The organism is Pseudomonas sp. CAN1 (genome assembly GCF_030462585.1).
Classification (GTDB): domain Bacteria; phylum Pseudomonadota; class Gammaproteobacteria; order Pseudomonadales; family Pseudomonadaceae; genus Pseudomonas.
The window spans coordinates 1-22,408 of record NZ_JASMRU010000036.1; the positions used below are offsets into that span (position 1 = coordinate 1).

20 protein-coding genes are annotated in these 22,408 nt (G+C 65.8%); 12 read left to right on the forward strand and 8 right to left on the reverse strand.

The window, feature by feature from the left end:
- The first annotated feature begins 102 nt into the window (after window positions 1-102).
- The 4 genes from QO207_RS27320 (at window position 103) to QO207_RS27335 (ending at window position 2,596) form a co-directional block, all read left to right on the forward strand.
- Window positions 103-957: an ABC transporter ATP-binding protein gene (locus QO207_RS27320; protein WP_301535426.1), complete on the forward strand. Its 855-nt coding sequence runs from the start codon at window positions 103-105 to the stop codon at window positions 955-957.
- Window positions 954-1,928, forward strand: a complete 975-nt coding sequence (locus QO207_RS27325) for a HEAT repeat domain-containing protein (protein ID WP_301535386.1) — start codon at window positions 954-956, stop codon at window positions 1,926-1,928. Before QO207_RS27320 ends, QO207_RS27325 begins: the two co-directional genes overlap by 4 nt.
- Window positions 1,925-2,203 carry a gamma-butyrobetaine hydroxylase-like domain-containing protein gene (locus tag QO207_RS27330; protein WP_301535387.1) on the forward strand — a complete coding sequence of 93 codons (279 nt, stop codon included), beginning with the start codon at window positions 1,925-1,927 and terminating at the stop codon, window positions 2,201-2,203. Before QO207_RS27325 ends, QO207_RS27330 begins: the two co-directional genes overlap by 4 nt.
- 129 nt (window positions 2,204-2,332) lie before the next feature.
- Window positions 2,333-2,596 (forward strand): hypothetical protein, encoded by a 264-nt coding sequence (locus tag QO207_RS27335; protein ID WP_301535388.1) that lies wholly within the window; start codon window positions 2,333-2,335, stop codon window positions 2,594-2,596.
- A 6-nt stretch (window positions 2,597-2,602) separates the two neighbouring features.
- Here QO207_RS27335 and QO207_RS27340 read toward each other — a convergent pair whose 3' ends face one another.
- Window positions 2,603-3,247, reverse strand: a complete 645-nt coding sequence (locus tag QO207_RS27340; RefSeq protein WP_301535389.1) for an alpha/beta hydrolase — start codon at window positions 3,245-3,247, stop codon at window positions 2,603-2,605.
- Window positions 3,248-3,573: 326 nt separating this feature from the next.
- Entirely contained in the window at window positions 3,574-4,857 is a 1,284-nt protein-coding gene (locus QO207_RS27345) for an OprD family porin (RefSeq protein ID WP_301535427.1), read from the reverse strand.
- A 691-nt stretch (window positions 4,858-5,548) separates the two neighbouring features.
- On the opposite strand from QO207_RS27345, the gene QO207_RS27350 reads away from it, so the two are divergent.
- Genes QO207_RS27350 through QO207_RS27360 form a run of 3 tightly spaced genes read left to right on the forward strand, consistent with a single transcriptional unit; the run spans window position 5,549 to window position 8,789 of the window.
- Window positions 5,549-6,061: a helix-turn-helix domain-containing protein gene (locus QO207_RS27350; RefSeq protein WP_301535390.1), complete on the forward strand. Its 513-nt coding sequence runs from the start codon at window positions 5,549-5,551 to the stop codon at window positions 6,059-6,061.
- Window positions 6,062-6,072: 11 nt separating this feature from the next.
- The gene (locus QO207_RS27355; protein WP_301535391.1) at window positions 6,073-7,200 is read left to right on the forward strand and encodes an HlyD family secretion protein; all 1,128 of its coding nucleotides are present in this window, start codon (window positions 6,073-6,075) and stop codon (window positions 7,198-7,200) included.
- Window positions 7,201-7,223: 23 nt separating this feature from the next.
- Window positions 7,224-8,789 carry a DHA2 family efflux MFS transporter permease subunit gene (locus QO207_RS27360; RefSeq protein ID WP_301535428.1) on the forward strand — a complete coding sequence of 522 codons (1,566 nt, stop codon included), beginning with the start codon at window positions 7,224-7,226 and terminating at the stop codon, window positions 8,787-8,789.
- Window positions 8,790-8,808: 19 nt separating this feature from the next.
- Here the strand turns inward: QO207_RS27360 and QO207_RS27365 are convergent, their stop codons facing one another.
- On the reverse strand, window positions 8,809-9,714 hold the full coding sequence (locus QO207_RS27365) for a LysR substrate-binding domain-containing protein (RefSeq protein WP_301535392.1): 906 nt from the start codon (window positions 9,712-9,714) through the stop codon (window positions 8,809-8,811).
- Between the two features lie 1,411 nt (window positions 9,715-11,125).
- On the opposite strand from QO207_RS27365, the gene QO207_RS27370 reads away from it, so the two are divergent.
- The 3 genes from QO207_RS27370 (at window position 11,126) to QO207_RS27380 (ending at window position 12,851) form a co-directional block, all read left to right on the forward strand.
- On the forward strand, window positions 11,126-11,620 hold the full coding sequence (locus QO207_RS27370) for a BRO family protein (protein WP_301535393.1): 495 nt from the start codon (window positions 11,126-11,128) through the stop codon (window positions 11,618-11,620).
- Window positions 11,621-11,881: 261 nt separating this feature from the next.
- Window positions 11,882-12,385 (forward strand): GNAT family N-acetyltransferase, encoded by a 504-nt coding sequence (locus QO207_RS27375; protein WP_301535394.1) that lies wholly within the window; start codon window positions 11,882-11,884, stop codon window positions 12,383-12,385.
- Between the two features lie 16 nt (window positions 12,386-12,401).
- Window positions 12,402-12,851 (forward strand): GNAT family N-acetyltransferase, encoded by a 450-nt coding sequence (locus tag QO207_RS27380; protein WP_301535395.1) that lies wholly within the window; start codon window positions 12,402-12,404, stop codon window positions 12,849-12,851.
- A gap of 217 nt (window positions 12,852-13,068) precedes the next feature.
- On the opposite strand, the gene QO207_RS27385 is transcribed toward QO207_RS27380, so the two are convergent.
- Entirely contained in the window at window positions 13,069-13,734 is a 666-nt protein-coding gene (locus QO207_RS27385; protein WP_301535396.1) for a TetR/AcrR family transcriptional regulator, read from the reverse strand.
- Window positions 13,735-13,832: 98 nt separating this feature from the next.
- Window positions 13,833-15,743, reverse strand: coding sequence for a 3-dehydroshikimate dehydratase QuiC (gene quiC / locus QO207_RS27390; protein ID WP_301535397.1), 1,911 nt, complete (start codon window positions 15,741-15,743; stop codon window positions 13,833-13,835).
- A gap of 539 nt (window positions 15,744-16,282) precedes the next feature.
- Here quiC and QO207_RS27395 point away from each other — a divergent pair.
- Window positions 16,283-17,617: an MFS transporter gene (locus QO207_RS27395; RefSeq protein ID WP_301535398.1), complete on the forward strand. Its 1,335-nt coding sequence runs from the start codon at window positions 16,283-16,285 to the stop codon at window positions 17,615-17,617.
- 209 nt (window positions 17,618-17,826) lie between these two features.
- Here QO207_RS27395 and QO207_RS27400 read toward each other — a convergent pair whose 3' ends face one another.
- From QO207_RS27400 to QO207_RS27410, 3 genes are all read right to left on the reverse strand, one after another.
- Window positions 17,827-18,240 (reverse strand): cupin domain-containing protein, encoded by a 414-nt coding sequence (locus QO207_RS27400; protein ID WP_301535399.1) that lies wholly within the window; start codon window positions 18,238-18,240, stop codon window positions 17,827-17,829.
- 279 nt (window positions 18,241-18,519) lie between these two features.
- Entirely contained in the window at window positions 18,520-19,401 is an 882-nt protein-coding gene (locus QO207_RS27405) for a Dyp-type peroxidase (RefSeq protein ID WP_301535400.1), read from the reverse strand.
- Window positions 19,402-19,468: 67 nt separating this feature from the next.
- Entirely contained in the window at window positions 19,469-20,077 is a 609-nt protein-coding gene (locus QO207_RS27410) for a DedA family protein (protein ID WP_301535401.1), read from the reverse strand.
- A gap of 382 nt (window positions 20,078-20,459) precedes the next feature.
- Between QO207_RS27410 and QO207_RS27415 the strand changes: the two genes are divergently transcribed.
- Entirely contained in the window at window positions 20,460-21,914 is a 1,455-nt protein-coding gene (locus QO207_RS27415) for a sodium:solute symporter family protein (protein WP_301535402.1), read from the forward strand.
- Window positions 21,915-22,408: the final 494 nt, after the last annotated feature.

Below are 22,408 nucleotides of genomic sequence, written 5' to 3' on the forward strand. Positions count from 1 at the left end.
GTGAGCTGCAACCCCGGCTTCGCCACCTACTGGCTGTGCCAGCACCTGGGCGACTTTCTCGCGCAGTACCCGCAGGTGCAGTTGCACGTGGTGACGCCGCGCGTGCCGCAGGACACCAGCGCCAGCACACCGGGGCGCGTGCGCGTCGACGGTCTGTCGATCCACCTGGGCCACGGCCGCGATGCCTTCGAAGCCGTGCAGTCCCTGAGCTTCGCCATCGAGCCGGGCGAGTTCGTCTGCGTGCTCGGCCCCTCCGGCTGCGGCAAGTCCACCCTGCTCGGCGCCCTGGCCGGGCACCTGACGCCCAGCGCCGGCCAGCTGGAAGTGGATGGCACCCAAGTCGCCGGCCCTTCGCCCGAGCGCGGCATGGTGTTCCAGCACCACACCCTGCTGCCCTGGCGGCGCGTGCGCGACAACGTCGCCTTCGGCCTGAAGATGCGCGGCGTGCCCCGCGCCGAGCGCCATCGCCAGGCCGACGAAATGCTCCAGCTGGTGGGCCTGAATGGCTTCGCCGGGCGCTGGCCGTCGCAGCTTTCCGGGGGCATGCAGCAACGCGTGGAGATCGCTCGCGTGCTGATCAACCAGCCGCGCCTGCTGCTGATGGACGAACCCTTCGGCGCCCTCGACGCGCAGACGCGGATGATGATGCAGGAGCTGCTGCTGGATATCTGGACGCGCCTGCGCACCAGCGTGCTGTTCATCACCCACGACATCGACGAGGCGCTGTTCCTCGCCGACCGCATCCTGGTGATGAGCCCGCGCCCCGGACGCATCCTCGAAGACCTCCGCCTCGACTTCCCGCGCCCGCGCCACGCCGACCTGCTCACCAGCCCGGAATTCTCCCGGCTCAAGCGCCACTGCCTGGAACTGCTGCGCCACGAGGACGGCCGCCAGCTGCCACGCCTGACCCCGCTGGGCCTGCCCACTCCACAACGGATACCGCGATTCGCCATATGACCGACTTCAATCTCAGCACAAGCAACCCCGACATAATCGACCTGCAGCCACGCTTGCAGGACGCCGACGCCGGTGTGCGCCGTATCGCCCTGATCGAGCTGGCCGACCTGGAGGAGCCCGACGGCCTGCCCTGGCTCGCCCACGCGCTGAACCACGACGCCGCCGCCAGCGTCCGCGCCGAAGCCGCGCGCCTGCTGGAAGCCTGGGAAGAGCCCGAGGTGGTGGACGCCCTCTGCCAGGCCCTGGCCGACAGCGACAACGACGTGCGCGACGCAGCCGCCCAAAGCCTGAGCGAGCTGAAAACCGCCGAAGCCGGCGTGCGCCTGCTGCCCTGGGCAAGCCATGCCGATATCTTCGTCCGCCGCAGCGCCCTGCGCGCCCTGCGCGAACTGCGCCTGGAAGACGCCGCCGAACCGGCCCTGACGGCGCTGGACGACAGCGATGCCGGCGTGCGCCGCGAGGCCGTGGGCATCCTCGGCTGGCTCAAGCGCACCGACGCCCTGCCACACCTGGCGCGCCTGACCCGTGATGACCCGGACGCCGAAGTGCGCCGTGCCGCTGCCGGCGCCCTCGGCCTGGCCATCGATGCCAGCGTGCTGCCCGCCCTGCAAGCGGCGCTGGCCGACCCGGCCTGGCAGGTACGCGAGGAAGCCGCCGGCACCCTCGGCAAACTGGCGCTGCCCGAAGCCGGCGATGCGCTGGTGCAGGCACTGGAAGACGACTTCTGGCAGGTGCGTCTGCGCGCCGCCCGTTCGCTGGGCAAGCTGCGCTACCTGCCGGCGCTGGAAGGCCTGAAAGTGGTGCTCGGCCACGGCATCAGCAACCTGCGCAAGGAAGCGGCGCTGGCCCTGGGCGAGCTGGGCAGCGGCGATGCCATCGATGCATTGCGCAATGCCGAGAACGACGGCGACCCGGAAGTGCGCAAGGCGGTGCGCATCGCCCTCACTCAACTGGTGGGGCAGTCAGCATGATTACTCCGGTCGCGCTGCACCGCTCCAGCGCCGACCGCGAGTTGCGCATCCGCTGGGACGACGGCGTCGAACAGTGCATCGCCTTCGCCCGCCTGCGCGGTGCCTGCCCCTGCTCGCAGTGCCGAGCGGCGCGCCTTCAGGGGCGCATCGAACTGGTCGCGGCCGAGGTCGTCCTGCAGCAGCTGAACTTGCAGGGCTACGGCGTGCAACTGGTGTTCGACGATGGCCACGACCGCGGCATCTATCCCTGGGAGTACCTGCGCAATCTGTGCTGACCGCTGTTCTGACCTGAAGCGCTCCTGCGGTCGGAAAGACAGCGCGAGCCGGCGTGGTGGCTAGACTTGCGAGGCGGCTGGACTCACCAGGCGATCAAGGAAAAAGCGCAGAAAGCGGAGGACGCCACCATGCACAAAGCCATCATTCCCCTGGTCACCAGCCTGCTGCTCCTGGGCGGTACGGCAGGCCTGGCGCAAGCCGAAGGCGACGTCGCCAAGGACGTTCGCGAGCTGCACCGAGACATCGACGACGGCGTCGACCACGATGCCAAGGAAGTCGACAAGGGCTACAAGCACGACAAGGACGAGGTGGAGAAAGCCGACGATCACCTGGACAAGGAGCGCCACAAGGAAGACAAGCACCTGGACAAGGAACTCAAGAAGGACCTGTGACGACGCTCAGGCCAGTACCGCCTGCAAGTGCTCCACGACCCGTTCCACCGCGCGCTCCAGGCAGCCCTTGAATAAGTGGTCGGCGCCGGCGTAGAGCACCACCTCGCGCTGCGCCGGTCGCGCCCAGTGCAGCAGGTTGCTCAGCGGCGCCATCTCGTCCGCCTCGCCGTGCAGCAACAGGCAATCGGCCGGTAGCTCCTGCGCCTCGTAGTCTCGGCCACCACGGACAGTGCCCACCGGCAAGCCCATCAACGCGATGGCATCCGCAGGTGGTGACAACTCGCCAGCCACGCGGGCGAGCACGTAGGCACCGAAGGAAAAGCCCACCAGCGCCAAGGGCAACTCGGGATACTCGCTGCGCAGGTGCGCAATCACCGCGAGCATGTCCTGCGCCTCGCCGATACCTTCGGCGTACTCGCCTTCGCTGCCGTCCACACCGCGGAAGCTTGGCCGCACAGTCAACCAGCCAGCACCACAGAGCTTGCGCGACAGGGTCAGTGGCACACGGTGTTTCGGGCTGCCGCCGAGCAGCGGCTGCGGATGGCTGATCAGTACGATGCCTTTCGCCGGCACGCCTGGCCGGTCGATCAGCAATTGCAGCTTGCCCACCGGGCCATCGATCAATTGCGTGCTGCGCTCTTCTTCGGACATCGACAGGGCTCGCGAAACGGAAACGGAGCGCCGATTGTAGCGCCCCGCCCGCATTCCAGGCTCGCAACAGGCCGCACCTGTAGGGCGCATAACCTGGAACAGGTTATCCGCCGCCAACCCGCCAATGGCGGATAACGCTGGCGCGCTATTCGCCCTTCGGACCGGGAATATCTGCGCGTAACGTTGAATCCTGTAGGAGCGAGCTTGCTCGCGAACCGCTTGACGCCGGAGCAGCCGGAAATCCCTTCGCGAGCAAGAACTGGGCGTCCCCCTCGCTCCTACGAAGAGCACCGTAGAGCGGCACCCGCCTGGGTGCCGCTCTGGCGTTACAGGATCGACAACGGGTAGTCGACGATCAGGCGGAACTCGTTGACGTCGCCCTCGGCCTGGTCGGCGTTGCCGCGGTGGATTGCCTCACGCAGGCGGAAGGACAAATCCTTCGCCGGTCCGGACTGCACCACGTACTTGGCTTCCAGGTTGGTCTCGTGGTGCTTGCCGTCATCGCCGTAGCCATAGCCGCGGTACGGGCTGTCGGCGGCCATCTTACTGCCGTCGATGCCGTGGCCGTTGACGTAGCGCGCCATGAAACTCAGGCCGGGGATGCCGTAGGTGGCCATCGCCAGGTCGTAGCGCAGCTGCCAGGACTTCTCTTCCGGGCCGTTGAAGTCAGAGTACTGGATGGAGTTGGCGAGGAAGATCGAGTCGCCGGTGTCGCCGGGGCCATTGACACCGAAGGCCACGTAGTCGAACGGCGTATCGCCGTGGACCTTCTGGTAGGCCAGCGTCAGGGTGTGGGCGGTGAGGAAGGTGTACGCGGCGGCGGCGGACCAGGTGGTGTTGCTGATCTCGCCGGCCTTGGCGCTGCCATCGTCGTTGGTGCGGTAGAGGTTGAAGTCGAAGTTCAGCGACTGGTCATCCGCCAGCGCCAGGGTGTAGTTGGCGTTGCCGTAGTACTGGCGCCACACGTCTTCGAGCTTCGAGGCATAGAGCGAGAAGTTCAGCGTGTCGTTGACCGCGTACTTGCCGCCCACGTAGTCGATGCTGCTGGCCTCGACGTTGGCGTAGGAGGCCCAGATGCCATGGTCACCATTGGTGGTCACCGGGCCGTTGCCGCCGGTGAAGTGGCCGCCGTCCAGGTCCAGCCCGGCGATCTCGCTGCTGAGTACGTTGAAGCCGGTGGCGGTCTGCGGGAACAGGCGGGTGCCGCCGGCGGCGAACACTGGTGCAGTGGGTTGCAGGTCGCCCCAGCGCAGCTCGGTCTTCGACACGCGCAGCTTCACCGCACCGCCGGCGCGGCCGTACTCGCTTTCCGGCGAGCCGTCATCACGCACCGGCAGGTTGCCGGTGCCGGAGGTACCGGCGCCGCCATCCAGGCGGATACCCCAGTTGCCGAAGGCCTCGACGCCGAAGCCGACCGTGCCCTGGGTGAAACCGGAGCTGTAGTTCAGCGTGAAGCCCTGGGTCCAGTCCTTGCGGTCCCCGGCGCCGGACTTGCGGTCGCTGTTGTAGTAATAGTTGCGCATCAGCAGCGAGGCCGTGCTGCCTTCGATGAAGCCGGTGGCTTCGGACTGATCGGCAACGGCGTCGGCGTGGGCCAGCTGGAACGGCATACCGGCGGCGCTCGCCCCCAGGCATGCACCGAGCAATGTGAGTCGGAACGTGGACATCTTCTACCCCTTTGTTGGACTTGTCTTGGCAGGCGTATCGATTGAATTCTGAGCAACTTTCTTATCGTTCCCTGCCATCGGCAGAGCGTGCGAAGAGATAACAATCCGCCGCCTGGGTCTCAAACCAGCGCTGTCGATAGTCGATATCGAGCTTAATGATTCAGCATTTCCCCCGATCGCCATTAAGCTTGCGCCCCGATGAAGACCATGAGTCTCGGATGCCCGCTCCAGAGCATCCGGAGGATTGCTCCACTTCATCATCCTTTGGTTTGGCCGCCTCCCCAGGCGGCCTTTTTTTGTCTGCGAAAAAGTTATGGAACCGATGTTCCAGACCCATTTCAGATAATTCCTCCGTTGCTTTCAAAGTTCATCACCGAATATTTAGCGAGCAACTTTCACGCAACTTTCCCCGGCAACTTGCGCAGAATCAGGCAACTTCCAGGCGCGTCCCGCCCCACCCAGGTTTGCCGTTCATCCCCCGCCTCCAGCACCTCTCGATGAGTCACTTGCGCAAAGCAAGCGACCCAATTACATTACGACCATAATCTTTCTGGGTAGCTCTTGCCTGACGTTCATCCAGGCCCCTGAAAGCGCGGCCTGATTGAATGATTGACATAATCTAAAGGAGCCCGACATGCGCAGAATCCGCTTCGAACACCTGCCCTGCCCCGTGGCCCAGGCGCTGGACCTGATCGGCGACAGCTGGAACGTGCTGATCCTGCGCGAAGCCTTCTACGGCTCCACCCGCTTCGACCAGTTCCTCGCACGATTGGGCATCGCCAGCAACGTGCTCACCCGTCGCCTGCGCACCCTGGTGGACAGCGGCCTGCTGCAGCGCAGCCAGTACAACGACCACCCGCCGCGCTTCGAATACCTGCTCACCGACCGTGGCCGCGACCTGCGCCCGGTGCTGCTGACCCTGCTGCAGTGGGGCAAGCGCCACGCCGGCATGGCCAGCACCGCCGAGCTGGTGGACGTCCGCAACGGCCGCCCGGTGCGCATCGCCCTGGTGGACGCCGACAGCGGCGAGCCGATCGGCCCGCAACACCAGATTCACCGCCGCGAGGGCGACCGGCTCGTCCCCGTCTTCGCGCAAGCAAATCCGCAGAACATTCCCCAGAACACTCCCCACGCCGATCACGCCTGAGCGAGGCCGCCATGAACCAGCCCGTTTCCCTCCCCGCCACGCCAGCCGTCGACACGGCCAGACCGAAATCCCGCACGCCGCTGAAGCTGGCCATTGCCGCGGCAGCCATCCTCGGCATAGGCGCCTACGCCGGGCACTGGTGGCTCGACGGGCGCTTCCTGGAAAAGACCGACGATGCCTATGTCGGCGGCGACGTCACCGTCATCAGCCCGCGCGTGGCTGGCTACATCGCCGAGCTGAAAGTGAGCGACAACCAGTTGGTGCATGCCGGCGACCTGCTGGCACGCATCGATGACCGCGACTACCGCGCCGCGCTGGCGAAAGCCGAGGGCGCGGTACATGCCGAGGAAGCCGCGCTGGGCAATGTCGATGCCCAGGCCTCGCTACAGGACGCGCTGATCCGCCAGAGCCAGGCGGAGATCGACGCCGCCAGCGCCGAGGAAGTGCGCACCCGCGACGACCAGCGCCGCTACGCAACCCTGGTGCGCACTAACGCCGTGTCGGTGGAAGCCGCGCAGCGCGCCGACGCCAGCTTCAAATCCGCCCGCGCCAACAGCGACAAGGCCCGCGCCAGCCTGCTCGCTGCGCGTCGCCAGCTGGATGTGATCCACAGCCAGCGGCAGCAGGCCCAGGCCGCGCTGGAGCAGGCCGTCGCCGCCCGCGACCTGGCGCGCCTGGACCTCGGCTACACCGAGCTACGCGCGCCGGTGGACGGTTACATCGGCAACCGCCGCGCTAGGGTCGGCAGCTACGTCGCCGCCGGCACCCAGCTGCTTGCCGTGGTGCCCGCGCAGGGCCTTTGGGTCGACGCCAACTTCAAGGAAGACCAGCTGGCGCGCATGCAGCCCGGCCAGGCGGTGACCATCGAAGCGGACATCCTGCCGGGCAAGGTCTTCCACGGTCACCTGGACAGCCTCGCCCCGGCTACCGGCGCGCAGTTCAGCATCCTCCCGCCGGAGAACGCCACCGGCAACTTCACCAAGATCGTCCAACGCGTGCCGGTGCGCGTGCACCTGGACGACGCCGACGGCCGCCTCGGGAACCTGCGCCCCGGTCTCTCGGTGCTGGTGGCAGTGGACACCCGCGCCCACGAACATGGCGCAGCCGACCAGCGCGTCGCCCAGGGCAGCCAGCCGTGAACCTCGCCGCCAGCAAGCTCTGGATAAGCAGACACTGGAACAGCGAAGTGGTGCCGGTGCAGAGCCTGTCCACCGGGCGCAAGGTGATCGCCTTCGCCTGCATGTGCCTGGGCATGTTCATCGCCCTGCTGGACATCCAGATCGTCTCCGCCTCGCTGCGCGACATCGGTGGCGGGCTCTCGGCCGGCGCCGATGAACTGGCCTGGGTGCAGACCAGCTACCTGATCGCCGAGATCATCGTCATCCCGCTGTCGGGCTGGCTGTCCAAGGTACTCTCCACGCGCTGGCTGTTCGCCGCTTCGGCGCTGGGCTTCACCCTCACCAGCCTGTTCTGTGCCATGGCCTGGAACATCCAGAGCATGATCGCCTTCCGCGCGCTGCAGGGCTTTCTCGGCGGCTCGATGATCCCCATGGTGTTCACCACCGGCTTCCTCTATTTCGATGGCAAGCAGCGGGTGATAGTCGCCGCCACCATCGGCGCCATCGCCTCCCTGGCGCCGACCCTGGGGCCGGTGGTCGGTGGCTGGATCACCGATATCTCATCCTGGCCCTGGCTGTTCTACATCAACCTGGTGCCGGGGCTGTTCGTCGCCATCGTGGTGCCGATCATGGTGCGCATCGACAAGCCCGACCTGTCGCTGCTCAAGGGCGCCGACTACCCGGCGATCCTGCTGATGGCGCTGTTCCTCGGCTGCCTGGAATACACCATGGAGGAAGGCCCGCGCTGGAACTGGTTCAGCGACGACACCATCGTCGCCACCGCGTGGATTTCCGCCCTGTGCGGCGTCGCCTTCATCTACCGCAGCCTCACCGTCGCCACCCCCATCGTCGACCTGCGCGCCCTGAAGGAACGCAACTTCGCCCTCGGTTGCCTGTTCAGCTTCGTCACCGGCATCGGCATCTTCGCCACCATCTACCTGACCCCGCTGTTCCTCGGCCGCGTGCGCGGCTATGGCGCGCTGGATATCGGCCTGGCGATCTTCTCCACCGGCATCTTCCAGATCATGAGCATCCCGCTCTACGCAGCCCTCGCCCGGCGCGTCGACCTGCGCTGGATACTGTTGCTGGGGATGGTGATGTTCACCCTGTCGATGTACGAATTCGCCCCACTGACCCACGACTGGGGCGCAGGCCAGCTGATGTTCCCGCAGGCCTTGCGCGGCATGGCGCAGCAGTTCTGCGTGGCGCCGACGGTGACCCTGGCGCTGGGCTCGCTGCCACCGGAGCGCCTGAAGCTGGCTTCCGGGCTGTTCAACCTGATGCGCAACCTGGGCGGCGCCATCGGTATTGCCGCCTGCGCCACGGTGCTCAACGACCGCGCCAACCTGCACTTCCTGCGCCTGGCCGAGCACCTGAACAGCGGCAACGAAGCGCTCAACCACTGGCTGGCGCCGTCCATGGACCTCAACGGCGAACCCTCGCAGCAGGCGCTGAAACACCTGTGGGACCTGACCTGGCGCGAGGCGCAGACACTGACCTTCGCCGACGCCTTCCTGCTGGTCGGTGCGTGCTTCGCAGTGACGCTGCTACTGGTGCCGCTGATGCGCAAGATCGCCCCGCCCGCGCAGCCCAGCGCGGACAGTCACTGAGCTGATAATTGCTCGGGCGTCAGGCCATGTCGCTGCTCTGGAACTCCTCGGCGAGGAAGTCGATCAGCGTGCGTACCGACGGCAGCAGGCCACGGCGCGAGGGGAAGATCGCGTGGACGATGCCGCATTTGGGCCACCAGCCCGGCAGCAGCTCCACCAGGGTGCCGGCAGCCAGGTCCTCGCGCACTGCCACACGTGGCACGTGGGCGATGCCGACGCCAGCCAGGACGGCGTTGCGCAGGGCCAGCAGGTCGTCGGTGACCATGCGCGGCTTGTGCGCGATCAGCAGGCGCTCGCCCTCCGCATTGAACAGCTCCCACTGGTATTCACGCTGCATGCCGCCCCAGTGCAGGCTCGGCAGCTGGCCGAAACCCAGGGGCGAACTGTCGCCGGCCATGCGTTCGAGAAAGTCCGGGCGGCCCACCAGGCACTGGGTGCTGTTGCCCAGCACCTTCATCACCATGTCGGTGTTCTCCAGCGGCGGGAAGCGCACCCGCAGGGCGATGTCGAAGCCCTCGTGGAGCAGGTCGACGCGGCGGTTGGTGCTCTCGATGAACAGCTCCACCAGCGGGTACCTGAGCATGTAACGGGTAAGCATCGGCCCGACCCAGGAGTTCAGCAGTGTCGTCGGGCAGGCCAGCCGCACCAGGCCGCGCGGCTCGCTGCGGTTGCGCTCGATGACCTCGGAAGCGCCCTCGGCCTCGATGCGCATGGCCACACAGCGCTGGTAGTACTCCTGGCCGATCTCGGTCAGCGAGCAGTGCCGGCTGGTGCGGTGCAGCAGGCGAACGCCCAGGCGCTCCTCCAGCTGGGCGATGCGCCGGCTGAGCTTGGACTTGGGGATGTCCAGCGCCCGCCCGGCGGCGGCGAAGCCACCCTGCTCCACCACCTGGGTGAAGTAATAGAGGGTGTTGAGGTCTTCCATGGATCGTTCTCCGGGTGGAACGCTGGGAAAGGGGCGCAGCTTACCGTATCGGTGGTGGCGCGGCGCTGGGCTTGCGTTATCGCGGGACTGGAGAGCCGGAGGATCAGCGCTTTTTTGATCTTGCAGTAGCGGGGCTTGGACGCGATGGCGCGTCCGCACCGGCTGACTTCGCGGTTTCCTCACACGCCGGACGGTCCCCTCTCCCGCTTGCGGGAGAGGGTTAGGGTGAGGGGCTTTTGACTTTGTAGGAGCGGAGCTTCTCCGCGATGCTTTTGCTTGGGCTTGGGAACTTCCGCGCCGCTTCGGCGTGCGCGCGGGCTCCGTGTTTCGCCCCCTCGGGCGACCTCCTTTGGCAAACGCCCCAAAGGAGGCAAAGGTCTCGCCCCTACATGCGGCTTTTCGCTTCGCGAAAAGTACCCTCGGTTCCTCGGAGTTCCAGGGGCCCGCCGCGAAGGGCCATCCCTGGCCCATCGCGGCTCTCGCGACATCCATGTCGCTCAACCCCTGAAACTCCGATCACCTTCGGCCTCCTGAAAGGGGCACTCCGGAGTGTGCGGATATTCCTCTGGAAAACCTCAAAATCCAGAGCCAGAGCCAGAGCCAGAGCCAGAGCCAGAGCCAGAGCCAGAGCCAGAGCCAGAGCTGCAGCTGGAGCGGGTGTCTGTACGTAGGGCGCATAACCCGGAACGGGTTATCCGCCGATGCCACCGCGGCGGATAACGCTGGCGCGTTATGCGCCCTACTCTCGATCCCCCTCGCACCGCGCCGTACCGGCAACCCTCGGTTGTAGGATGGCGTGGAGCGCAGCGATACCCATGCTGCCCGCACTCCGCATCCAGCTTGAGCCCTTGTATATCCTCCGTACCGTGCGGTTCGCGAGCAGGAACAAGGCGTCCCCCTCGGTCCCACGAAGAGCATCGCACCCTGCCCGCAGGAGCGGACCTTGTCCGCGAAATCCCACGCGGCGGAAGACGCGGCTGCCGGCGAACACCCAGGCATATCGCCCATCTGTAGGAGCGAGCTTGCTCGCGAACCGTCCCCACGCCGACTCGCCCGGTCCATCGGCTCCTACGGAACCACCCCAACACCCCCGAAACTTCCCACCGGCAAACCGCCTTGTGGGCCTACAAGGGCCGTCGCTAGATTCCAACCCGCCACGGTCAATCCCGTGGCCGGGTGTGAAGACCTGAGCAACAGGCGCGATTGCGCCAAAGGTGCATGCGAAAACAGCGGATCGTTTTCGTAGGCCCCCACGCAACTGTAGGAAACTACAGCGCTCTTATGGCGGATCGCGTGGGGAGGCCTCGGCCTGCCGGTAGCCAGTTCCCGGTTCTTCACCCCCACGCGCTCCGCCTCCCTCACAAGACAAGAACGGGACGGCGGCTCTCTCCGACTATGTGGAGTACTAGCCATGGATGTTCTTGATGCCGTAACCGCCACCACCTTCCTGCGCCACAACCGCCCTGTGCGCGGCGTGATGATCGACAACCAGCCCTGGTTCGTCGGCACCGACGTCGCGCGCCTGCTCGGCCTGCACCACCCCACCGTTCTCGCCCGGCGCCTGGAAGAAGGCGAAGCCAAGACCGTGCGCCTGCTGTGCAACAGCGGCAGCGAGGAGGAAGTCGAGGTGATCAGCGAAGCGGCGCTGTACATGGCGTTCTATCGCCACAGCCACCCGGAGAATCGCACCCTGCGCCAGTGGTTCAGCCACGACGTGATTCCGCTGCTGCGCGATGGGTCCCAGCAATGCCCGCATCAGCCCAGGCGCATGCGCCTGCATTGGCTCGACGGTTTCGTCACCGTGCTCGACTGGCAAGGCGAGGTCTGGGTGCCGCTGGACGACCTGCCGACCATTACCCCCATCGAGACCAAGCCCAAGGGCCCGCGCGGGTTCTGGCGACGCTGAGCGCGGTGCCGTCGCCGAGCCACGACGCGCATGAGGCCGCGGGCGTTATCCACTCCCAACGGCGGATAACCCGTTCCGGGTTATTCGCCCTACGGTGATGCGCGGAGCATGCAGGCAGACCGTAGGGCGCATAACGCCCCAGGCGTTATCCGCCGACAGCGCGCCGGACTGGCCGTCCCGGAATCATCATGGCCGACCTTGGCTTATAGTGCTCAACCCGGCCAGTAACCAAAGGCCGGCGACTCAACGAGGATTCGCTGCATGAGCTACTCCATTCGCCCCGAACAGCCAGAAGACGCGGCAGTCATCCGTCAGGTGATCACCGCCGCCTTCGCCGTGGCCGAGCACGCCAGCGGCACCGAAGGCGCCATCGTCGATGCCCTGCGTGCCGCCGGGGCGCTGAGTGTGTCGCTGGTGGCCACGCTGGACGGCGAAGTGGTCGGTCATGTGGCGTTCTCCCCCGTCACCCTGGAGGGTCGCGACCTCGGCTGGTACGGTCTCGGGCCAGTCGCCGTACGGCCCGACCTGCATGGCCAGGGCATTGGCGCGGCACTGATCCGCGCCGGGCTGGAGCGACTGCGGGAGCTCGGCGCCAGCGGTTGCGTGGTGCTCGGCGCCCCGGCTTACTATCCGCGTTTCGGCTTCCGCCAGACCCCGGAGATCCGCTATGCGGGCGTGCCGGCCGAGTACTTCATGGCATTGTCGCTGGACGGTTCAGCGGCCGCCGGTGAGGTCGCCTACCACGCTGGTTTTTCCGCCAGCTGATCCCGACGAGATGAGCATGCCCGCAACGATCCGCCCCGCCACCGTGGCCGACATCGACACCCTCTTCGACATCCGTACCAGCGTGCGGCAGAACCACCTGAGCCGCGAGCAGATGACCGACCTGGGCATCACTCCAGAGGCGCTGACCGAGGCCATCGAGGCGTCGCCGTGCGCCTGGGTCGCCGAATTCGATGGCAAGGCCGGTGGCTTTGCCATGGTCGATGGCGAATCGGGCGAAGTGTTTGCGCTGTTCGTGCGGCCGGAGTTCGAGGGCTGTGGGCTGGGCGGGCTGTTGCTGGCGGCAGCGGAAGAGTGCCTGTTCCGCGAACACGCCAGCATCTGGCTGGTCACCGATGGCGGCGAGGATATCCGTGCCAATGCCTTCTACCTCGGACGAGGCTGGCAGCTTGCCGGGCGGGTGGATGAGCGGGACGTGCGCTATGAGAAAGTGCGGCCGGCTACCTGAGTTCACGTAGGGCGCATAACCCGGAACGGGTTATCCGCCGATGGGCGCCGGTGATGGGTATCGCTGCGTTCCACGCCATCCTGCGCAGGTGTTTGACGGTGATATGGGTGTGGGTGGGAGGATTTCGCGGACAAGGTCCGCTCCTAAGAGGAGCGCGCCGGTCAGCTTGTAGGAGCGAGCTTGCTCGCGAACGACCGCCGTGCCGGAGCCAAGCAGATCAGGGGCGGACGTAACGCAATACCGCCTCGACGATCATTTCCTTGTGCCGCGCCTTCACCGCCGCGTCTTCCAGCTCGATCTGGAACAATGAACCGACGGTGTGCCGGTTGGACACGCGGTAGAAGCAGAACCCGCTGATCAGCATGTGCACGTCGATGGCCTGCAGGCCGTCGCGGAACTGGCCGCTGGCGGCGCCGCGCTGGAGGATGTCCTCGATGGTGCGCAGGATATTGCTGTTCATCGAGCGGATCGCCTCGGAGCCGGAGGCGAACTGGCCGTAGTGGATGTTCTCGATGCAGACGATGCGCACGAAGTCGACGTTGCGGTCGTGGTGGTCGAAGGTGAAGTCCACCAGCCTGCGCATGGCTTCCAGCGGCTCAAGTTCGGCCAGGTGCAGCGACTGCTCGGTGCCGCGGATGTCGCCGTAGAGCTTCTCCAGCACCGCCTGGTAGAGCTGCTCCTTGCTGCCGAAGTAGTAGTAGATCATCCGCTTCGAGGTGTTCATGCGCTCGGCGATGGCGTCCACCCGCGCGCCGGAAAGCCCCTGCTGGACGAACTCGACGATGGCCGCCTGGAGAATGTCCTCGCGGGTCTTCTCCGGGTTGTTCTTGCGGCCGCGGCGGGCGGTTTCGGCGGGAATCGGCTGGGTGGCACTGTCAGTCATGGCTTTGCATCGTCGAGCAGGCGCCAGGGGCGCCTGCTGGGGTGAAGGGATGCGCGGATTATGCGCGCCCCCGCCCCCTTCAGGCAAAGCGCGGCGGCTCAGACCTTCGGCCGACGCGTGGTGCCGTTGCGCGCCTGGGCCATGGCCGCCAGGCGCACGGCGACGTTGGCCGCGCCGTAGCCGGCATAGCCGCCGCGACGCTGGATGATCTCGAAGAAGAAGCGCTCTTCGAACGGCTCGGTGTACACGTGGAACAGCTCGCCGCCGCTGGCATCGCGGTCGTAGAGGACGTTGAAGTAGGCCAGCTCGCTGAGGAATTCGTCATCGAAGTCGAAGCGCGCGGCAAGATCGTCGTAGTAGTTCAGCGGGATTTCCAGCAGCGGCACTCCGGCGTCCTTCGCCCGCGCCACCTCGGCGAAGATGTCTTCGCAGGCGAAGGCGATGTGGTGAACGCCGGAGCCGCGATAACTGGACAGCGCATGGGAGATCGCCGTGTTGCGGTTCTCCGAGATGTTCAGCGGCAAGCGCACGCTGCCGTTGGCACTGCGCAGGGCGCGGCTCTTCACCAGGCCGTAGGGATCGGGCAGCACCACTTCGTCGTCGGCCTCGAAGTCGAACAGGCCCTTGTAGAACAGCACCCAGCTGTCCAGCCCGTCCGCCGGCAGCGCCATGGCCATGTGGTCGATGCGCTGCAGCCGACCGCTGGGCTGCACCTCGGGATCGAGGCGGAAGTCGATGTCATAGATGGTCTGCCCGGCGGCGCGTTCTTCGACCAGGTAGATCAAGCTCCCGTCCGGCGCACGCACGGCCGGAATCTCCCGCTCGTTGGGGCCGACCAGCCCGCGATACGGCTGGCCCTTGTAGTCCTGCGCGCGCTCCAGTGCGCTGGCGGCATCACGCACGCGCAAAGCGGTGGCGCACAGCGACGGGCCGTGGGCCTCGAAGAAGCTGTGGCCGAAGGAATAGGGTTCGGCGTTGAGCACGATATTGATATCGCCCTGGCGCAGCAGGCTCACCGCCTTGGAGCGGTGCTCGCCGGCGCGGGCGAAGCCCAGGCGCTCCAGCCAGTTGCCCAGGCGCGCGCCAAGGGCCTCGTCGACGGCGAATTCGAGGAACTCCACGCCCTCCAGCTGGCTGGCCGGCGGCGGCGCGAACAGGCAGTCGAGCTGTTCCTTCGGTGTGCCCTCACTGAGCAGGCGCTCGCGGGTCTTCTCTTCGAGATAGAGCAACGAGCGCAGGCCGTCGGCGGCATTGGCGCGCGGCGGTGCGGCGCGGAAGCCGTCGTTGAAGATTTCCAGCGACAGCGGGCCGCGATAGCCGCTCTTGAGGATCGGCGCGAGGAAGCCCGCCAGATCGAACTCGCCCTGGCCGGGGAAGTTGCGGAAGTGCCGGCTCCACTCCAGCACGTCCATGGCCAGGATCGGCGCGTCGGCCATCTGCACGAAGAAGATCTTCTCCCCCGGAATCTGCGCAATGCCCGCCGGGTCGCCCTTCAGCGAGAGGGTGTGGAAGCTGTCGAGGATCACGCCCAGCGCCGAGTGGTTCACTTCGCGCACCAGGTCCCAGACCTGCTGCCAGGTGTTCACGTGGCGGCCCCAGGCCAGGGCTTCATAGCCCACGCGCAGGCCACGGGCGCCGGCGCGCTCGGCGGCCAGGCCGAGGTCTTCGAGGAGGAATTCGCGTTCGCCCAGGGAGTCGGCGGCAACGTTGCTGCACATCAGCACCAGGTCGGTGCCCAGCTCCTGCATCAGGTCGAACTTGCGTTCCAGGCGGTCGAGGTTGCGCGGCAGGCGATCGCGGCGGCAGCCCTCGAAGTCGCGGAACGGCTGGAACAGGGTGATCGCCAGCCCCAGGTCGGCACAGACCCGGCGCACGTCGCGCGGGCTGCCGCCGTAATAGAGGAGATCGTTCTCGAAGATTTCCACACCGTCGAAACCAGCGGCGGCGATGGCTTCGAGCTTGTCCGGCAGGGTCCCGCTCAGGGAAACGGTGGCGATCGATCGTTGCATCTGGGGAACTCCTGCCGGGCGTGGTTGGGGGCTTGTTGGAATCGGTCTCCGGCTGAGTCTGATTATTCTGGCGGTCCGGGTTGCCGGCAATTTAAAGTGTACTAACTGGTTAGTTTTGTGTTCGATTACCGAACCAAAGGCCGTTTATCGAATTGACGCTGTTCCGGCCGCTGCTCAAGATTTAGCCACGTCGACGCAATCCGGCTGCTCCCCCGGCACTGCCTTTGCCCGTGGGATGCTCACAAGCCGCTGCGAGATGGCCTGCGTGTCATCCATAACAATTTCAAGAACGGGTAAATGCTCATGTACATCCCTCACCCTCGCCTCGCCGCCTCCATCCCCCACCGGCAAACCGTCCTGGCCCGCCTGATGCCAGGGCTGTGCAGTTTGCTCGGGCGCCGTCGGGCGCACTGATTTTCGCCAGCCACCGCACGTCTTTCCTGATGCCCCCGCCGATCGGCGGTGGAGCACGCGGGATGCCTGCGGCACGACAATAATTCCTGAGGCTGCGCGTCAGCCCGATAACGGATGGCCCGATCATGATCCATACGCAATCCGCTCCCCTCGCCGCGGTCGCCCCGCACGGCTCCTCCTTCTTCGGCAAGGTGCGTGGCGCCATGGCCGTCGGCAAGGTGCGCTGGGGCATGCTCGCCCTGGTGTTCTTCGCCACTACCCTGAACTACATCGACCGCGCCGCCCTGGGCGTGATGCAACCGGTGCTCGCCGAGAAGATGGCCTGGACGGCCATGGACTACGCCAACATCAACTTCTGGTTCCAGGTCGGCTATGCCATCGGCTTCGTGCTGCAGGGCCGGCTGATCGACCGCATCGGGGTGAAGCGCGCGTTCTTCTTCGCCGTGCTGCTGTGGAGCTTCGCCACTGGCGCCCACGGCCTGGCCAGCTCGGCGGCGGGCTTCATGGTCTGCCGCTTCATCCTCGGCCTGACCGAAGCGGCCAACTACCCGGCCTGCGTGAAGACCACGCGCTTGTGGTTCCCTGCCGGCGAGCGGGCCATGGCCACCGGCATCTTCAACGCCGGCACCAACGTCGGCGCCATGGTCACTCCGGCGCTGCTGCCGCTGATCCTCGCGGCCTGGGGCTGGCAGGCGGCGTTCCTGTGCATGAGCGCGCTGGGCTTCGTCTGGGTGGTGCTGTGGAGCCTGAAGTACTTCAACCCCGAAGAACACCCGACGGTGAAGCAGAGCGAGCTGGACTACATCCAGGAAGCCGACGAGCCGCCGGCCGAGCGCGTGCCCTTTTCCGCCGTGCTGCGCATGCGCGGCACCTGGGCCTTCGCCCTCGCCTACTCGCTGACCGCACCGGTGTTCTGGTTCTACCTCTACTGGCTGCCGCCGTTCCTCAACCAGCAGTACGGCCTGGGCATCAGCGTCACCCAGATGGGCATCCCGCTGATGCTGATCTGGCTGACCGCGGACTTCGGCAGCATCGGCGGCGGCATCCTCTCGTCCTGGCTGATCGGCCGCGGCATGAACTCGATCCATGCGCGCCTGCTGTCGATGTTCATCTGCGCCTGCGCGATCATCGGCGTGATCTTCGCCGCCAAGGCCAGCGGCCTGTGGATCGCCGTGGCCGCCATCGCCTTGGGCGTGGGCGCGCACCAGGCGTGGACGGCGAACATCTGGAGCCTGGTGATGGACTACACGCCCAAGCACCTGATGAGCACGGTGTTCGGCTTTGGCGGCATGTTCGCGGCCATTGGCGGGATGTTCATGACTCAGATCGTCGGCTACATCCTCACCGTCACCCACAACAACTACGCGATCCTCTTCACCATCATCCCGACCATGTACTTCCTGGCCCTGGCCTGGATGTTCTTCATGGCGCCACGCAAGGTGCCGGGTGCGCCGGAGTGATCCTTTATCCGCCGGGACCTCTGTGGCGGATAACGCTGGCGCGTTATGCGCCCTACGGGTCGCGGCACTCTTCATGACCCAGCGCACGCCGGAGTAATCCTTGGCCTGCGTAGGGCGCATAACCTGGAACAGGTTATCCGCCGAGACCATTGCGACGTCCAAGCTGTAACGAAGAGCCCCGCCAATCGGCGGGGTTCTTCGTCATGGGGTCACTGCTTCAACGGCGTCAGCACCGGGGCCTTCTCGTCCAGCAGCATCCACACCAGCAGCTTGGCCGGCTTCTCGTTGCTGGCGTTACGCGACACCAAGTGCGGCGTGTTCGGCGCCTCGTACCAGGACTGGCCGGCCTGGTAGGTCACCGGCTTCTGCCCCTCCAACTGGGAGATCACCGCGCCTTCGAGCACGTAGGCGAACACCGAGCCGCTGTGTACGTGGGCACCGGAGGCCTGGCCGGGCGCATAGGAGACGGTAATCATCAGGCCCTTCTTGCCGGCAGCGTCAGGGAGCTTCTGCTCCTGCTGGACCTCGATCTTTTCCTGGGTGGCATCGTGGGCGAAGAGCGGCAGGCTCAGGGCCAGGCCGAGGCCAGCGAGAAGGCATTTCAGGGAAGTGGTGGCGGGCATGGCGGTGGTCTCGGCAGTGGGGAGATGGGTCCACGCTACGCCCGGTGTCGGCGAGGGCCAACAGCCAATTTCCGGGAAGATCGGGGGGCCATTGTGGGAGTCACGGAGAGTAACGGAGCCGGATTTCAGCTGCGCGACTCTGGTCGGGACTCGCGGACAAGGTCCGCTCCTACGCCAGTCGTCACCGAGTAGGAGCGGACCTTGTCCACGAAATCGGCGCACCAGCGTCAAAAAGAAAGCCCCGCACGTTGACGGGGCTTTCAAGGCGCAGCGGCGATATCAGCCCAGCAGCGCGCTCAGGTCGAGCATCCCGCCCTTGCGCGGCGGGCACCAGTAGTAGCCGCCGGTCAGCGGGCGGCTGAAGCGGTACAGCGCGTCGGTGATACCGTCTTCCAGGCCGCTCATGCGGCGCAGCTGGACCTCGAAGGCGTCCAGGGTGCAGCCGAAAGCGAGGAACATCAGCCCAGCGTCCTGGCCCTGAGTCCAGGGCATGGAGCGACGGACGATGAAGGCTTCCGGCTCGAAGCTCTCCTGGGCGGTGCGCTTGACGTGGGCGGACTCCGGCGCGTCGTCCAGCTCCTCGTTGTCGCTCAGGCGGCGGCCCATGATGTCGTCGCGCTCGTGCTGCGGCAGCGCGGCGAAGTCCTGCAACTGGTGGCGCCATTGCTGGATCGCGGCAAAGCTGCCGCCGGCAATGCCTGCGCCCGATTCAACGATGGCAGCAGCGACGGCGTCGTCGTCCTGCGGGTTCTCGGTGCCGTCCTCGTAGCCGGTCAGGTCATGGCCGCTGCCGTGGCGGAAGGCCTCGGTCAGGCTGCTCAGCTCCAGCGCCGGTGCCAGCAGGGACTGGACCTCCTGGGTGCGCAGCAGCAATGCGCCGCGCTCGTCACCGCGCAGCCAGACCCACAGGGCATGCGGGGTAGACGGGTTGTCGACGCCCACGCCGGAGATCGCCGGGAACTCGCGCAGCCCGTCGATACGACGCCCCAGAGCGCGCACCAGCGACTCGCCAAAGCCAATCACCGCGCGCTCGCCGTCGGCAAACTGCATCAGGCGATCCAGCGCGGCGGGCAGGTCCTGCAGCGACTTCAGATCGAAGAACAGATGGCGGGCGTGGGCGGGAACCGGAGTGGCGAGAATGCCGGGCTGGTAGAGGCTCATGACAGCGTCCTTGAACGAAAGAGCGGCGATTCTAATCATCTGGCCACAGAATCCAAGCCGCTCTGCATCAAGGCTTGTGCAATCTTTCCCGCGACGCGGCCGACTGCGCCTTTTGCCGCTGCCTTTGTCGACGCCACAGCTCCAGCCCGCCGACCAGCACCACCACCGCGAGGAAGATCGGCAGACGGTACGGCCGCAGGTTGCCCAGCCAGCGTTCCAGCACTTCACCGGCCCAGTAGCCGGCACTGGCGAACAGCAGCGCCCAGCAGAATGCGCCAAGCAGGTTGACCAGCAGGAAGCGCAGCGGCCCTACCCGGCTCGCGCCGATCAGCAGCGGCCCCGCCAGGCGCATGCCGTAGAGGAAGCGCACGGAGAAGATCGCCAGCAGCGGGTGCCGCTCGATCAGCCCGGTGACCCGCTCGATGGCCAGGCCCCGGCGCTGCAGCCAGGGCACCGCGCGGTCGCCGGCGCGGCGGCCGGTCCAGTACAGCAACTGGTCACCCAGGGTCCCGGCCACTGTTGCCCAGAACACCACCGGCGCGTAGCCGAGCAGGCCCTGGTGGGCCGCCAGGCCGGCGAGGATGAGGATGGTTTCGCCTTCCAGCAGGCAACCGATGAACAGGGCCAGGTAGCCGTAGCTGGAAAGCAGTTGCGCAAGATTCAGGTGATCGAACATGCAGGTCCTTGAAAACGGCCAGTGCCAAGAGCCTAGCGGCTTGGCAGATGTTCTGCTTATCGAACATGACCTGTAAAAAATAAACGACTAACCAGTCAGTCAGAATCGTTAGCAGCCAATCAAATCAATCGTTTGCTTACACCATTCGTCATCCGATGTAATTTTTTTCGCTCATGATCAATTCAAGTGTTTGACATATTTGACGGATTTGGCAGACTGCGGCCCGTTGTCGCAACTGGTTACGTTTTTCCGGCTCCCACTGCCTGGTGCACCGGATGACCTCGGCCGCGCAACCCAACAAAAACAACTTTGTCAGTCGTGGCCCACCTGCCCGAGCTATGTCTCGGCAGTACGGTTCCCGGCGAGCCAACGGAACGAACAAATGCTGATCTGGTTTGTAGCGGTGTATCTGGTGATCACCGTAGCTGTCGGTTTCTACGCCACCACCCGCGTGCACAACTCCTCGGACTATGCCGCCGCTGGCCGGAGCATGTCCTTCCCCCTCGTCGTGACCATGGTGTTCGCCACCTGGTTCGGCTCCGAGGCTGTCCTTGGCATTCCCGCCACCTTCCTCGAAGAAGGCTTCTCCGGGATCATCGAAGACCCGTTCGGTTCCTTCGGCTGCCTGATGCTGGTGGGTGTCGTCTTCGCCCGCCCGCTGTACCGCCTGAACCTGCTCACCATCGGTGACTTCTTCCGCAAGCGCTTCGGCCAGCACGTGGAAATCTTCACCAGCCTGGTGATCATCATTTCCTACATGGGCTGGGTCGCCGCACAGATCACCGCGCTGGGCGTGGTGTTCAGCGTGCTCTCCGACGGCGGCATCACCACCACCCAGGGCATGATCATCGGCACCATCATCGTCCTGCTGCACACCCTGTTCGGTGGCATGTGGTCGGTGGCGCTGACCGACTTCCTGCAGATGATCATCATCGTCTGCGGTCTGTTCTACCTGGTCTGGCTCATCGGCGACATGGCCGGTGGCCCGGTCAACGTGATCAGCCACGCCGCCAGCGAAGGCAAGTTCACCTTCCTGCACGGCACCTCGGCCAAGGATATCGTCGCCTTCCTCGGCGCTGCGGTGACCATGATGTTCGGCTCCATCCCGCAGCAGGACGTGTATGCCCGCGTGATGTCGGCCAAGACCGAAACGATCGCCAAGCGCGCCACCATGACCGGTGCCTGCTGCTACCTGGTCTTCTGCATGCTGCCGATCTTCCTGATCTACGCCGCGCAGATGATCGAGCCGGAGATGGTCAAGCACTGGCTGACCGAAGACTCCCAGCAGATCCTGCCGCGCCTGATCCTGGAACGCACCCCGCTGTTCGCCCAGATCATGTTCTTCGGCGCCCTGCTCTCGGCCATCATGTCCTCCGCCTCGGGTGCCCTGCTGGCCCCGTCGGTGACCCTGACCGAGAACATCGTCAAGCACTTCCTGCCCAACATGAGCGACCGCCAGTCCCTGCTGGCCATGCGTTGCAGCGTACTGGCGATGACCGTCGCCACCTGCCTGTTCGCCCTGCTGTCCAACGCCAGCATCTACGAGATGGTCGGCAACGCCTACAAGGTGACCCTGGTCGCCGCCGTGGTACCGCTGTTCTTCGGCCTGTTCTGGAAGCGCGCCACCACCCAGGGCGCCCTGACTGCCATCGCCTGCGGCCTGATCGGCTGGGTGTCGCTGGAGCTGGGTCACCAGGAAGGCGACTTCTGGCCGCCGCAGCTGGTGGGCCTGATCTGCAGCGCCATCGGCATGATCATCGGCTCCCTGGCTCCGCAGTTCAGTGCGCACCGTGGTGAAAGCGTGTCGGACATGGCTGCCGCTGCTGCCGCCAACTGATCGCGCTATGGATGAAGAAGAAGCCCCGCCTTGTGCGGGGCTTTTTTGTGTTCGTTGATTGGGATTGGGCGCCTCGGCAGGCAGGCTTGTTTGTTTGGGTTGGAGCGTTTGCCTTGGGTTGGCCCTTGCCGTACGCCTCGTACAGGCACGGCCGAGCCAGCTGATGCCATGGCTACCGCTCACGCCGAACAGTCCCCCTCCCTCTGGGACAGGGTTAGGGTGAGGGGCTTTTGACTTTGTAGGAGCGGAGCTTCTCCGCGATGCTTTGGCTTTGGCTTTGGCTTTGGCTTGGGCTTGGGCTTGGGCTTGGGCTTGGGCTGAGGAGTTTCCGCGCCGCCTCGGCGTACGCGCGGACTCCGTGTTTCGCCCCCTCGGGCGACCTACTTTGGAAAGACCCAAAGTAGGCAAAGGTCTCGCCCCTACATCCGGCTTTTCGCTTCGCGAAAAGTACCCTCGGTTCTTCGGAGTTCCAGGGGCCCGCTGCGAAGGACCGT

Excerpts from the sequence above, each read along its gene's own strand:
- QO207_RS27330 (WP_301535387.1), top strand. The coding sequence starts at position 1,925 with ATGATTACTCCGGTCGCGCTGCACCGCTCCAGCGCCGACCGCGAGTTG.
- quiC (WP_301535397.1), bottom strand. The coding sequence starts at position 15,743 with ATGCAACGATCGATCGCCACCGTTTCCCTGAGCGGGACCCTGCCGGAC.
- QO207_RS27375 (WP_301535394.1), top strand. The coding sequence starts at position 11,882 with ATGAGCTACTCCATTCGCCCCGAACAGCCAGAAGACGCGGCAGTCATC.
- QO207_RS27365 (WP_301535392.1), bottom strand. The coding sequence starts at position 9,714 with ATGGAAGACCTCAACACCCTCTATTACTTCACCCAGGTGGTGGAGCAG.
- QO207_RS27345 (WP_301535427.1), bottom strand. The coding sequence starts at position 4,857 with ATGCCGTTCCAGCTGGCCCACGCCGACGCCGTTGCCGATCAGTCCGAA.
- QO207_RS27395 (WP_301535398.1), top strand. The coding sequence starts at position 16,283 with ATGATCCATACGCAATCCGCTCCCCTCGCCGCGGTCGCCCCGCACGGC.
- QO207_RS27385 (WP_301535396.1), bottom strand. The coding sequence starts at position 13,734 with ATGACTGACAGTGCCACCCAGCCGATTCCCGCCGAAACCGCCCGCCGC.
- QO207_RS27340 (WP_301535389.1), bottom strand. The coding sequence starts at position 3,247 with ATGTCCGAAGAAGAGCGCAGCACGCAATTGATCGATGGCCCGGTGGGC.
- QO207_RS27325 (WP_301535386.1), top strand. The coding sequence starts at position 954 with ATGACCGACTTCAATCTCAGCACAAGCAACCCCGACATAATCGACCTG.
- QO207_RS27335 (WP_301535388.1), top strand. The coding sequence starts at position 2,333 with ATGCACAAAGCCATCATTCCCCTGGTCACCAGCCTGCTGCTCCTGGGC.
- QO207_RS27370 (WP_301535393.1), top strand. The coding sequence starts at position 11,126 with ATGGATGTTCTTGATGCCGTAACCGCCACCACCTTCCTGCGCCACAAC.
- QO207_RS27410 (WP_301535401.1), bottom strand. The coding sequence starts at position 20,077 with ATGTTCGATCACCTGAATCTTGCGCAACTGCTTTCCAGCTACGGCTAC.
- QO207_RS27380 (WP_301535395.1), top strand. The coding sequence starts at position 12,402 with ATGCCCGCAACGATCCGCCCCGCCACCGTGGCCGACATCGACACCCTC.
- QO207_RS27415 (WP_301535402.1), top strand. The coding sequence starts at position 20,460 with ATGCTGATCTGGTTTGTAGCGGTGTATCTGGTGATCACCGTAGCTGTC.
- QO207_RS27355 (WP_301535391.1), top strand. The coding sequence starts at position 6,073 with ATGAACCAGCCCGTTTCCCTCCCCGCCACGCCAGCCGTCGACACGGCC.
- QO207_RS27350 (WP_301535390.1), top strand. The coding sequence starts at position 5,549 with ATGCGCAGAATCCGCTTCGAACACCTGCCCTGCCCCGTGGCCCAGGCG.
- QO207_RS27405 (WP_301535400.1), bottom strand. The coding sequence starts at position 19,401 with ATGAGCCTCTACCAGCCCGGCATTCTCGCCACTCCGGTTCCCGCCCAC.
- QO207_RS27400 (WP_301535399.1), bottom strand. The coding sequence starts at position 18,240 with ATGCCCGCCACCACTTCCCTGAAATGCCTTCTCGCTGGCCTCGGCCTG.